Origin of the sequence: Pyxidicoccus xibeiensis, from assembly GCF_024198175.1 — a bacterium.
GTDB lineage: Bacteria > Myxococcota > Myxococcia > Myxococcales > Myxococcaceae > Myxococcus > Myxococcus xibeiensis.
The window spans coordinates 1,235,022-1,246,733 of the sequence record NZ_JAJVKV010000002.1 but is presented as its reverse complement, the minus strand read 5'-3'; the positions used below and the strand labels follow the sequence as shown (position 1 = coordinate 1,246,733).

Here is an 11,712-nt window from a genome sequence, read left to right as displayed (position 1 = left end):
CACGTACGAGGTCGCAAGCGAGCCGAAGCGGCCTGGTTGCTCGCACTCGTCGCCCACAACCTCCTGCTCGCCATCGCGCAAGGGTGGCTCGGCGAGCCGGAAGACTCATTTTTTCTCACGCCCTGAGCGCTCCCCGGGCGAGGGGGGCAGGCGACAGGAATTTCTGACCCCCCTCGCGCCACCAACTCGAATCGAGCGGCAGCGCTACAAACGCAGATCGGCCGAGGAGAGCGCTGCCGCGCGCAAGACGAAGTCGAAGCGCTGAGCCGGATGCAGGGGCGGCGGTATCGCGGAACCCGTCCGCCGTCCCGCTCCAGCTACCCGCGCTTCCTCAGCCCATTTCGATAGGGAAGATGGAGTGGAGGGTGACGCGGCCCAGTTTTTGCGTGGCCGGCGGGCTGTTGGCGCCCCCCGCCACCGCCACCACCCTGCTCCTGCGAGAACTGCCGGCGTGGCGCAACAGCGAAGCGGTCTGGTGAGCGCCCTCGCAGCGAAAATTCTCTTCGCGCGCCTGTCGATCTCCTGCGTCACCGTTCGTCGTCCGGAGGCAGGACCCGTTTTTCAACCCACCTTTCGACACGGGACGTCATGAACAAGCAGATCATCTTCAACCTGCCGGTCAAGGATCTGGACAAGTCCAAGGCCTTCTTTTCCGCGCTCGGCTTCAGCTTCAATCCACAGTTCAGCAACGAGAGCGTTGCGTTCATGGTCATCGCAGAGGGCAGCATTCATGCCATGCTGATGACCGAAGCGTTCTTCAAGTCCCTCATCGACAAGCCCGTCGTGCAGGCGAAGGAGGCCAACGAGGTCATCATCGCCCTGAGCTGCGAGAGCCGGGAAGAAGTGGACCGTCTGATCGCCAAGGCCGTCGCCTCCGGCGGCCGTACTCCGCATCCGCCCGAGGACCGCGGCTTCATGTATGACCAGGGCTTCGAGGACCTCGACGGCCACCTGTGGAACCTGGTCTGGATGGCGCCGCAGGCCTGATGCGGCCGGCCGGGCTGCTCAGCGCCCGTCCCAGGAGTGCCCCACGGCAGCTTGACCGTGGGGCGCTCGGTGGTCCGGGCGCTTCTGTCTCGCATGGCAGGCGCCCGATGTGAGGCCGCTCAGCGTGCGGTCGTGAGGGCTCTCGGCTCGAAGCGGAGGCGCCTCGCTGTAAGAGCCGCCCGCTGATGCCGGCCGCCTGCTCCCTGCGACGCCTGGCGCCGGATTTCGACCGCTGGCCCTGACCGCCCCGCCGCCCTCGCGCGGAGGTGCCACCTTAGGTGTGCCTCATGGGGGCCCGACCCAACCAAGGGTCACCCCTGACTCACACCGTGGCCCTTTCCATCATCGCCACCGGAGACACGCCCATGCGAACCGCGACCCCCACCACCGCGTACCGGGCCGCCCTTGGCCTCGCTCTCTTTGCCTCGCTCAGCCTCATCTGGCTGGGCCTCGGCGTCGGCATCATCGGCGCGGACGGCGACCGCACCAACCTGCTCTACGGCGGTGTGCTGCTCGTCGGCCTCTCCGGTGCCTTCATCGTGCGCCTGCGCGCGGCCGGCATGGCCCGCACCATGGTTGCGATGGCCGTCACCCAGGCCGCGATCGCCGTAATGGCGGTGCTCGCCGGATGGGGGATGCCGTGGAGCCCGCCGGCCGAGGTCCTGACGCTCAACGCTGGCTTCATCGCCCTGTTTCTCGGCGCCGCCTGGCTGTTCCAGCGCGGCGCGCGCGGGCGCTTCCAACCGGCGGCGTCCGACACGATGCTGCGGACCGGGGAGGGTTCGGGTTCACTCCGCTAGGAACTGAACGCGCCCCCTTCTCCAGGGACGTCAGGCCCGACGAACGCTGTATTGGCCGACCTCGAAGTTGATATGGCCGGCAGCGAAGGGCTCACGTCCACGGAGGAGCACATGGAGATGAAGCGCGCTGAAGATTTCGACCAGGACCTGCTGCTCCTCTTCGATGCGTACGTGCACGGCGACATCGATCGCCGCGGCTTCCTCGAGAGGGCGGCGCGCTTTGCCACCGGCGGCGTCACCGCCGCCATGCTGCTGGGCCTGCTGTCGCCGAAGTTCGCGGAAGCGCAGCAGGTCCAAAAGGACGACGCGCGGCTGAAGACGGAGTACGCGGAGTACGACTCACCGAAGGGCTACGGCAAGATGCGTGGCTACCTGGCGCGTCCGGCGAAGGCCAAGGGCAAGCTACCCACGATTCTCGTCATCCATGAGAACCGAGGCCTCAATCCGCACATCGAGGACATCACGCGGCGGCTGGCGCTGGAGGACTTCATGGCGTTCGCTCCCGACGCGCTCTTCCCGCTCGGCGGCTACCCCGGCACCGAAGACGAAGCGCGTACGCTCTTCCAGAAGCTGGACCAGACGAAGTCGCGAGAAGACTTCGTCGCGGCCGTCCAGTGGCTGATGAAGCGGCCGGACTCGACGGGCAAGGTCGGCGTGGTCGGGTTCTGCTACGGCGGCGCCATGGCGAACATCCTCGCGTCGCGGGTGCCCAAGCTCGCGGCAGCCGTGCCCTTCTACGGCACCTCACCGGCGCCCGAAGAGGTAGGGAAGATCAAAGCGCCGCTGCTGATCCACTTCGCCGAGACCGACCCGCGCGTCAACACGAGCTTCCCTCCGTACGAGGAAGCGCTGAAGGCGAACAAGGTGGACTACCAGGCGTTCACGTATCCGGGCACCCAGCACGGCTTCAACAACGACACGACGCCGCGCTACGACCCCAAGGCCGCGAAGCTCGCCTGGACCCGGACGCTGGAGTTCTTCAACAAGCACCTGCGCTGACGCCTCCTCACGCCGAGGCCCGACGAGGAAGCCTGACCTGCAACGGTGTTACCAGTCTGTGACACCGCCTCCGGGGGCAGTGCTGGGATGGCGCGAGCCGCGTGCGCTAGCATGCCGGCCGCCTTCCCCTCGCCGTGTCCACCAGGAGTCCCCAGATGCGTCGTCTCGGCTCAGCCCTACTCGCCGTGAGCCTGTTCGCGGGCTGCGGTGCTTCCGAATCCGAACCCTCCTCCGAAGTGCTCGGACGCCAGCAGGCGCCGCTCACCGTGACGGACGTGGACGTTGCCCCCGAGTGCCAGGGCATCATCACCTTCGTCAACACGGCTTCGCTCCAGACGCTGGGTGCGTACGTGCCGGGCGACACCGCCAACAACCTCGTCACCCGGCGCACGACGTCGCCCTTCGTCACGCTGGCGGACGTCGCCTCGGTCCCTGGCGTCGGCTCGGCCCGCCTCCAGCAGCTCGAGGGCGGCGCCCGTGCCGGGGGCCTCATCGGCCCCAGCTGCGTCGGCATCCAGGATGAGCTGGCCATCTCCACCGACGACGAGCACGCGATGGTGGCGCTGGTCAACAGCATCAACCCCGGTGAGCTGCATGCCATCCTCCCCTATGCCTGGAATGGCGCGACGAACCTCCTCAACCTGCGCCCGTTCACCTCGGCCCAGGGCATCTCCGGCACCTCGGGCATTGGCCCGGTGAGCTTCCGCAACATCCGCAACGCCGCCACGCTGGGCCGCGCCCTCGAGGCGCTCGTCGACCAGGTGAACGCGACGCCGCTGCCCGTGGGCAATCGCACGGACATGGCGCTCGACTTCGACTGGCAGCAGATCGTGTGGGACCCGACGCACCTGCGCTACCTCGAATCCCTGGAGTGCTTCGGCATCGACCCGGCACTCCTCCCGCACATGCAGGAAGTCAGCATCCGCCCGAACCTGGCGGACGCCGCCGAGGTGCGTGCCGACGTCGAGCACGCCGTGTCCTATGCCAACCGCCAGGGCCACATCTCCCAGAGCGTCATCGACAGCGGCCTGGCGGACCTCGATGCGCGCATTGCCGGGCGCACGTTCAAGGGGTGCTACCTCAGCTGGTCCGTGTGGCGGTACTGGGGCATGAACAACATCGCCTTCTTCATCGACACGCAGTCCGGCTTCAGCGTGATGACCGAGACCTCGTGGAGCGAGTGAGGGCCACGCGCCCTCGGGGACTGATACTCCCCATCAAGCACGGCATCCTTCAGTAGCGCGCCATGACGTGGTCGCCGCCGGGCGCATCCTCGCCTCATGGCGGAGAGGCACCCGGCGGCAGGGCAGTGCGCGTCTACGGAAGGTTCGCGTCCCAGGCAATCAACCGCACGTCGCCGCCCGAGGCCAGGCGCACGGCGGTGATGACGAAGCGGGCGCCCACATAGGTGGAGGTGACCGCCGTCCCGTCCAGGATGTCCCCCGCGAGCTCCTGTCCGGTGCGGTGCAGCTGGCTGTCCGCGTCCACGTCCCAGGTGTACACGCGCAGGTTGCCCGCCGAGTCACGCAGCGAGGTCACCAGGTGCTGGCCCACCACCCGCGCCGACTGCACGTCCGCGATGCTTCCGGCGTCCTCGTCGTCACGGCGCACGAGCTGGCCCGCCGCGGTGACGTCGAAGGAGATGTTGCGCAGCGCGCCCGTGGGCAGCCGGGCGCTGACCACCACCACGTCCCGCACGTTGGAGCCGATGGTGAGGGTGCTGATGGCCACGTCCGCCACGTCGCCGCCCACGTAGGTCCCGCGCTTGAAGACCACGCCCGTCGAGCCGATCTCCCAGGCCGTGACGCTCAGCTTGCCCGCGGGCGTGCGCACTGCCGTGACGACGCCCTGGAAGACGCCTGCATCCCCCGCCACCCGGCCGAAGGCGACGGGCGAGAGCGCGACCTGGGTGGCGTCCTCGCCGAAGCCGTTGCCCCGGCGGGTCATCGTGTCCAGGGTGGAGGAGGTCTCCCAGGTGCTGACCTTCAGGCGGCCCGCCGCATCGCGCACGGCGCTCACCACGCCCAGGCTGCCGCCCGGAATGGACGCGAGCGCCAGCTGGCTGGAAATCTCATCCCCCCCCGCCTCGGCCTTGCGGGTGAAGACGCCCGTCGAGGAGACGCGCCAGGCGATGAGCTTGAGCTTGCCGTCGCCGTCCCGCGCGGCCGTCACCACGTCGCGGCCCAGGCCGGGGTTCGCCACGCCCAGGTAGGTCGCCGCTTCGCCGGTGGAGACTCCGGAGAGCTTCGTGAAGGTGCCGTCCCCGGCGAGCCGCCAGGACCCCATCACGAGCCGCCCGGAGATGTCGCGCGTGGCCGTCACCACCGTGTCGCCCGCGGCCTCCATCGCCACCTCCATGGCGGCGTCACCGGTGATGGAGCCCCGGCGCAGCAGGGGGTCGGGGTGGATGGCGGAGGGGAACTGGTTGAGCGCCTCGGCGCGCAGCGGAACGAAGTCGAGCGACGAGTCGTACGTCACCGCCCCATCCTTCTGCCAGGCCTGGGAGAACGGCAGCGGCAGGGACGGCCCCATCGTCGTCTCGCTCAGCATCGCCTTCAGGTGCACGTGCAGGTGCGGATTCGAGGAAGCGCCGGAGCTGCCCACGCGTCCGATGAACTGCCCACGCTTCACCTTCGCCCGCTGCGTGGCGGGCACCATCGTCTCGCGGGGAAGGTCCCCTACCCGGTCCTCCGCGTTCGCCACGTAGGGGTCGTTGAAGGGGCACAGCGCCTCCGGGATGCTGCCCGGCTGCATGTGCGCGTAGAGGATGACCTTCCCGTCGTTCGTGAGGACGTTCAGGTGGTTGCCGGAGCGAGGGATGATGGGCGGATTCGCGGCGCGGCCCGGGTTGGGCACGTCGTCACCGCCGTGCACCATCGGCTTGAGGCCCTCCGGGGCGTTGCGCCAGCACGTCAGCACCTCGCCGTCCGCGATGGCGGAGACCGGCAGTCCGTAGATGACCCAGTCGGAGTTCTTGGGGTTCACCGCGTAGTCCGCGAAGGGAATCTTCACGCGGGTGAACCGCTGCTCGGTGGCGTCGAAGCGCACGGCGCTGAGGTCGCGGTTCTCCGTGCCGGAGTGGTCGCTGGAGATCCACCAGTGGCTGCCCTCGGGGAGGTCCGAGCTGCTGCCGGGAAAACCGTAGGTCTGCGCGGAAGCACCGACGCTGGCGGTGGCGATGGCCGCGGCGGCGAGCCGGGCGGCGGAACGAAGACGGGACGACATGGGTACTGCTCCTTGGAAGGGGCGCGCCTTCGCGCCTGTCCCCACCCAACGCAATCCCCCCTTTCTTCCCCTCACCCCCCCTCGCAGGGATGCACCGGGAACGGACAATCACGCTTCACACGAGATTCGCATCTTTCACTTAATTTCAGGTCGTCGCCGGGTTACTCAACGCTTCTGCAACAGACACTTTGTTACAGGAGCTTTGACATGCTTCAGCCTCACCATCACCTGCGCTCCCTCCTTGGACTGCTGGCGCTGAGCCTGTTCACCAGTTGTACGGGTGGCACCTCGGACGCGGACTTGAAGGCCGCTGCGTCCAGTCCCCTCGCGGCCGAGGTCAGCATCTTCGGCGCGAGTGTCACCCCCACCACCCTCGCGGACCCGGACACGGCGTCCGTCGAGCTGGGCGTGAAGTTCCGTTCCAGCGTTCCGGGCACCGTGGCGGGCATCCGCTTCTACAAGGGCAGCTCGGCGAACAGCGGGACGCACGTGGGCAGCCTCTGGAGCCGCTCGGGACAGCGGCTCGCGTCCGCGACGTTCACCAACGAGACGGCCACGGGGTGGCAGACGGTGCGCTTCGCCACGCCGGTGAGCATCTCCGCCAACACCACGTACGTCGCCTCGTACCTGTCGCCGCGCGGCCGCTACTCGGCCACGGGCAACGCCTTCGCGAGCCAGGGCACCACGAACGGCCCCCTGACGGCGCTGGCCTCCGGCGTGGACGGCGAGAATGGCGTCTATCTCTACGGCAGCGGCGGCTTCCCCACGCAGAGCTACCAGAGCACCAACTACTTCGTGGACGTGCTCTTCACCTCCACCGCCGACACGAGCGCGCCCACCGCTCCAGGCGCCCTCGCCGCGGCGGCGTCCACGGCGGGCGCCATCCAGCTCACCTGGACCGCGGCCACGGACAACATCGGCGTGACGGCCTACGTCATCTTCCGCGGCGGCACGGAGGTCACCTCCGTCTCCGGGGGCACGCTCGGCTACAAGGACATCGGGCTCACGCCGTCCACGCTCTACTCGTACTCGGTGAGGGCCCGTGACGCCGCCGGCAACCTGGGCCCCGCGTCCAACACGGCCTCGGCCACCACGTCCTCGGAGCCGCCGCCCCCCGGGCTGAGCCTGCCGCGTGTGCCGTGGGAGGGCGGACCGTCGTACTACGCGCGCTTCCCGGCCATGGCGGGCACGCCGTGGACCTCCGAGGACTTCTTCCCCATCGGCTACTGGGGCGCGTACTCCGAAGCGGAGTGGCGCTTCAGCACCGACGCGGCGCATGGCATCAACACGTTCCTCGAGACGTACAACGTCAACGAGAGCTCGGCGGGGTGGATGCGGCAGTACGGCATCTGGAACCTCGCGGGCAACGGCCTGGGCGGTGAGGCCGTCGGCGCGAGCTTCGACGACGAGACGGACATGTGGGGCGGGCCGGGCTGGAATCCCTGGACCGGCTACATCAACCATCCGGAGCACGACACGTGCGTGCCGGACCAGCCGCGCCGCTGCGGCTTCACCGTCTACAACACCCTCTACGAGCGGTTGAACAACCCGAACGCCCTCATCTACGCCAACGTCGGCAAGGGCGCGCTGATGTGGGAGTCGGACGACGAGCGGGCCACGTTCCTCTGCGGCGCGGACGGGCCGGACCCGCGAGCGAAGTGGCGGCTCGGCGTGGCCACGGGGGACATCTACTTCTACACGGACGAGAACATCGGCGCCGAGGCGGTCACCTGGTTCGGCATTCCCGCCGGCGAGGTGCGCCGCGCGGCGAACTACGGCGAAGTCCTGATGACCGGCCTGCGCTCCGGCGCGTCGTACGGCAACAACGGCGTCCCGCGAATCCCCCTGGGCGTCGTCGTCGAGCTCGGCGGACAGGCCACGGGGCGCCTCATCAACGCCAACCAGGTTGAAGGCGCGGTGTGGTCCACGCTCATCCACGAGGCGCGCATCGTCGCGTACTTCTCGCACGTCTTCTCCAACACCACCGCGAACCCGTCGACCTCGGACGTGCTCAATGACACGCGCCCCGCCTACCAGGCCACGCGTGACCGGGTGAAGAAGCTCAACGCCGAGGTGAAGTCGCTCGCGCGGGTGCTCAACACGCAGTCCTACGTGTGGCAGTTCAACCCGAACCTGAGCACGATGCTCAAGTACCGCGACAACGCGGCCTACGTCTTCGCCATGCAGAAGCGGCAGTTCGCCAGCGGGACGTACACCTTCACCCTGCCGCCCGAGCTGCCCGCGAGCGGCACCATCGAGGTGATTGGCGAGAACCGCTCCATCCCCTACTCCGGCGGGAGGTTCACCGACTCCTTCGCCGCCGAGTACACGCACCACAACTACCGCATCCCGGACTGAAGCTGCCGGACTCGGGCCCGTTCCTTCACGAGGGACGGGCCCGCTGGAAGCGCCTCGTTCCTTCCTGGGCGAGCCCTGCCATGGTGTATCTGCGCTACCGCGTCGAGAGCCCGCCCGGAGCGCGGCGGACCTGAGCGACGGGGGGCGCTGCTCTTTCAGGGAAGCGTCTGGGGAACGTGGGCTCCCGCCCGCTCCACCCACTTCCGCGCCTTCTCCACCTCCACGTCGAACCAGCCGGAGGCGTTCGCCTCCTCCACCTCCGCCCAGGTGAAGCCCGGGCCTTCCGACGGAGGCAGCGGGTGTTCCCTGCGCCAGCGCGCGGCGAAGGCGCGTGCCAGGTCCGAGGGGCTCCGGGACAGCGCCACCGCAATCACCAGCGAGCCCGGCTCCCGGTCCGACTCATGAAGGGCCGCCGCCAGCTCATGGTGACACCAGGGCCTGTCCAGCACGAAGAGCACGGCCGCCACGAGCTGCCGCGCCGCGGGCACGCTGGAGCGCAGCGCCAGGCGGACCAGCTCTCGCGCGTGTTCGTGCGCATGCTCCAGCGCGAGCAGCGCGAACTCTCCGATATAGGGGTTGCCCCGGTAGCCCTTCACCGGGTCCACCCGGGCGAAGGCCAGCATCGCCGCGAGCACGCGCTCCCGCTCCACGTTGCGCCGGAGCAGGTACCTCGCGGCGGCGTGCATGGGATAGGGGTGGTGCTGGCAGGGGGACAGCCGGTGCAGGGCGAGGTGCAGCACGGCCTCGCTCCCGGCGGCCCCAGGCATCGCATCCAGCCGGTTCACCGCATCCCCCGTCGCGGAGGACACCGGGCCCTCGAGGACGCGCGTGCAGGTGCGGATCAGCTCCTCGTCCGTGGCGAGCCCCCGCAGGGCGGAGAAGGCCTCCCTCGCCGTCCCGGGCGTCCCGGAGTGCGCGAGGAGCCAGTCGCGCCTGGACCTGCGCATGAGCTCGGCCTTCGCCTGGAACACCTCGCCGCCAGGGCGCGACGCCAGCGCCTCGAAGTCCCGCAGGTGCGCCAGGCACCGCGCGGTGGCTTCATCGCTCGACAGGTCGAGTGCCTCGGCGGCCTCCGCGAGCGCCTCCAGACCGGGTGGCAGCCGGAGGGACATCCCCGGCTCGGGCCGTCCGAAGAGCCCGCCGGCGCGCAGGTCATCGATGGCGTCCACCAGGAGTGCCTCACCGGGCAGGAGCGTGCGCAGGCGGGCCTCGGGGAGCGCGGGCTCGGCGAGCGACTGGATTCGCCGGGCGAAGAAGTACGCGTCGATGGACGCGCCCTCCTCGTCATGGAAGTCCATGTCGATGAGCTCGCCCGGGCCCTCGAAGCAGCAGCCGATGCCATGGAAGCTGTACTGCCAGCCCGCGTAGCCCGGCACGGGGCCTTCGTCCTCGTCGAGCCCGCGGCCGGTGATGCGCTCCCTCACCATCCGCAGCACCCACTGCTGCCGGCGGACCTGCCTCAACAGGCACAGCAGGAGCCAGCCATGCACTGTCGGCAGCACGTCCTCGCGCAGGAGCTCCACCTGCGTGGGCGCGGGAGCCTCCGACACCACGGCACGCACCGCCGCCTCGAGTCTCCGCGCGCTCTTCGAGTCCGTCACCCTTCTCTCACTTCGGCCCCCACGGATTCGGAGACAGGTCGAGGGGCTTCTGGGGCTGCTTGAGGCCCTCCATCTGTTCGGCGGCCCTCACCCTCGCGGCCTCCCCATGGGTCGGCAGGCTCTCCATGGACTTGGACATCCGGTCCAGGTCGTCCTTCTTGCGCTGCTCGGCACGCTGGGAATTGTAGCCCGACATCATCTGCGCCTGCTGCTCGGCGTAGAGCTCGTCGGAGGTCTTCCCAGCGGGCTTCCGGGCAGCGGCCGCCGCTTCCGCCTGGAGTCGCGCCTCCTCCGCCCGGTCGGCACGGTGCTTCATCCAACCGCCACCCGCGAGCACCAGGCCCCCGAGCACCAGCACCGGGAACGACAGGCCTCGCCCTCCCGGTGACTCCAAACCACCCGCCGGCTCCACCGGGGTGGCACCAACGGGCGCCGTATCGAAGCGGGTGCGACAACCCACACACCACTTCGCCTGCGCGGAACACTGCCGGCCACAGCTGGGGCACTGCATCTGCAACTCCTCGTTTTCGTGAAGCAGCTCTCCGTCACGATACCGAGGCATGGCAATTTTTCAACCTGGGTGGATTCAGACCACCCAGGTGCCGGGCGCTACTTCGGCGTGTTGACGACCGTCAGCCGCTGCGGCTCCGGCGTCGCCCAGTTGTTCGGGGTGTTGCCCGACATCTCGATTCCGTCGATCGTCACGTTGCTGTCGAAGAAGTAGAGCGCCCCGCCCGCGTGGGCCCGGTTGTTGCGGAACTCGCCGCCGCGGAAGGTCCAGTTGTTGCTGGCCGGGAGGTGCGCGGTGTTGACCGCCCCTCCCACGCCTCCGAACTGGGTGCGCGGACCGGTGACCGAGTTGTCATGGAAGTTGTTCCCGGTGGCGACGCCCGAGCTGGTCGGCGCGATGAGCATCAGCGCGCCTGCATACGTGGGCGCCTTGTTGAAGCGGAACTCGTTGTAGTTCACGTTCACGTTCGCGCGGGAGCCAATCCAGAGCGCCCCACCGGCGTCCTCGGAGTACGAGCCGTCCTCGCCCATGCCGTTCTGACCGCCATCCTTGTTGCCGTACTCGAAGATGCAGCGCTCGAGGAAGTCCGCACCGGCATCCGACGTCGCCGCCAGCCGCATTCCGGCCCAGCCGGTGGTGGGATTGGCGGCGGTGAAGACGATGGGCCTCGCGGTGGTGCCCTGCGCGGTGATGCGCCCGTACACGGCAAGCTTGAAGTGCCCCGCGAAGACCAGGCGGACGCCGGGCTCGAGGGTGAGCCGGCTCCCCGCCGGCACCGTCAGGTCTCCCGTCACCCGGTACGGCGAGCCCGCGAATGTCAGCGTGCGCGTCGTGAGGCTCCCGGAGATATCCGTCCCACCCGCCGTGCTCACGGCGACGGTGGTGTTCGCGGTGGTGCTGCCACGCTCGTTGGTCGCCGTGAGCGTGTACGTCGTCGTCGCTTCCGGGCGGACCTGCACCGACTTTCCGCTCACCTCACCCACGCCTTCACTGATGGAAACCGTCTTCGCGCCGGTGACCTCCCAGGACAGCTCGGCGGACTCGCCCGAGGCGATGGTCGCGGACGTCGCGTTGAAGCTCACGATGCTTGGAAGGCCCGGCACCGGGTCCGACGGACCGTCCGGGACCGGCTCCGACGAGCTGCAGGAGGCGGCGACTGCCACCGTTGCCGAGAGAGCCAGGACGACGAGAGACGAGCGGATCATGTGTTCCTTACCGTTGCTCAGGGGGC

The 11,712-nt window shown here is 69.1% G+C and carries 9 protein-coding genes; 5 read left to right on the top strand and 4 right to left on the bottom strand.

Annotated features, from left to right (window positions below; all coding sequences use genetic code 11):
• The first annotated feature begins 588 nt into the window (after positions 1–588).
• The 4 genes from LXT23_RS12795 to LXT23_RS12780 all read left to right on the top strand — a co-directional run bounded on the left by LXT23_RS12795 (position 589) and on the right by LXT23_RS12780 (position 3,970).
• Positions 589–987, top strand: a complete 399-nt coding sequence (locus LXT23_RS12795) for a VOC family protein (protein WP_253980408.1) — start codon at positions 589–591, stop codon at positions 985–987.
• Between the two features lie 365 nt (positions 988–1,352).
• A complete protein-coding gene (locus tag LXT23_RS12790) occupies positions 1,353–1,787 on the top strand; it encodes a hypothetical protein (protein WP_253980407.1) in 435 nt (144 codons plus the stop codon).
• A gap of 111 nt (positions 1,788–1,898) precedes the next feature.
• Complete coding sequence (locus LXT23_RS12785) at positions 1,899–2,786, top strand: dienelactone hydrolase family protein (protein ID WP_253980406.1); 888 nt, start codon at positions 1,899–1,901, stop codon at positions 2,784–2,786.
• A gap of 155 nt (positions 2,787–2,941) precedes the next feature.
• Positions 2,942–3,970, top strand: coding sequence for a helix-hairpin-helix domain-containing protein (locus LXT23_RS12780; protein ID WP_253980405.1), 1,029 nt, complete (start codon positions 2,942–2,944; stop codon positions 3,968–3,970).
• A gap of 133 nt (positions 3,971–4,103) precedes the next feature.
• Here LXT23_RS12780 and LXT23_RS12775 read toward each other — a convergent pair whose 3' ends face one another.
• Complete coding sequence (locus tag LXT23_RS12775; protein ID WP_253980404.1) at positions 4,104–6,011, bottom strand: M23 family metallopeptidase; 1,908 nt, start codon at positions 6,009–6,011, stop codon at positions 4,104–4,106.
• Positions 6,012–6,218: 207 nt separating this feature from the next.
• Between LXT23_RS12775 and LXT23_RS12770 the strand changes: the two genes are divergently transcribed.
• Positions 6,219–8,369, top strand: a complete 2,151-nt coding sequence (locus LXT23_RS12770; RefSeq protein ID WP_253980403.1) for a DUF4082 domain-containing protein — start codon at positions 6,219–6,221, stop codon at positions 8,367–8,369.
• Positions 8,370–8,524: 155 nt separating this feature from the next.
• Here LXT23_RS12770 and LXT23_RS12765 read toward each other — a convergent pair whose 3' ends face one another.
• Genes LXT23_RS12765 through LXT23_RS12755 form a run of 3 tightly spaced genes read right to left on the bottom strand, consistent with a single transcriptional unit; the run spans position 8,525 to position 11,686 of the window.
• A complete protein-coding gene (locus LXT23_RS12765; RefSeq protein WP_253980402.1) occupies positions 8,525–9,970 on the bottom strand; it encodes a DUF6896 domain-containing protein in 1,446 nt (481 codons plus the stop codon).
• Between the two features lie 7 nt (positions 9,971–9,977).
• The gene (locus tag LXT23_RS12760) at positions 9,978–10,532 is read right to left on the bottom strand and encodes a hypothetical protein (protein ID WP_253980401.1); all 555 of its coding nucleotides are present in this window, start codon (positions 10,530–10,532) and stop codon (positions 9,978–9,980) included.
• Positions 10,533–10,579: 47 nt separating this feature from the next.
• On the bottom strand, positions 10,580–11,686 hold the full coding sequence (locus tag LXT23_RS12755; RefSeq protein WP_253980400.1) for a hypothetical protein: 1,107 nt from the start codon (positions 11,684–11,686) through the stop codon (positions 10,580–10,582).
• Positions 11,687–11,712 lie beyond the last annotated feature (26 nt).

Coding starts and splice junctions, on each gene's coding strand:
- LXT23_RS12795 (WP_253980408.1), top strand. CDS start 589: ATGAACAAGCAGATCATCTTCAACCTGCCGGTCAAGGATCTGGACAAG.
- LXT23_RS12790 (WP_253980407.1), top strand. CDS start 1,353: ATGCGAACCGCGACCCCCACCACCGCGTACCGGGCCGCCCTTGGCCTC.
- LXT23_RS12785 (WP_253980406.1), top strand. CDS start 1,899: ATGGAGATGAAGCGCGCTGAAGATTTCGACCAGGACCTGCTGCTCCTC.
- LXT23_RS12780 (WP_253980405.1), top strand. CDS start 2,942: ATGCGTCGTCTCGGCTCAGCCCTACTCGCCGTGAGCCTGTTCGCGGGC.
- LXT23_RS12775 (WP_253980404.1), bottom strand. CDS start 6,011: ATGTCGTCCCGTCTTCGTTCCGCCGCCCGGCTCGCCGCCGCGGCCATC.
- LXT23_RS12770 (WP_253980403.1), top strand. CDS start 6,219: ATGCTTCAGCCTCACCATCACCTGCGCTCCCTCCTTGGACTGCTGGCG.
- LXT23_RS12760 (WP_253980401.1), bottom strand. CDS start 10,532: ATGCCTCGGTATCGTGACGGAGAGCTGCTTCACGAAAACGAGGAGTTG.
- LXT23_RS12755 (WP_253980400.1), bottom strand. CDS start 11,686: ATGATCCGCTCGTCTCTCGTCGTCCTGGCTCTCTCGGCAACGGTGGCA.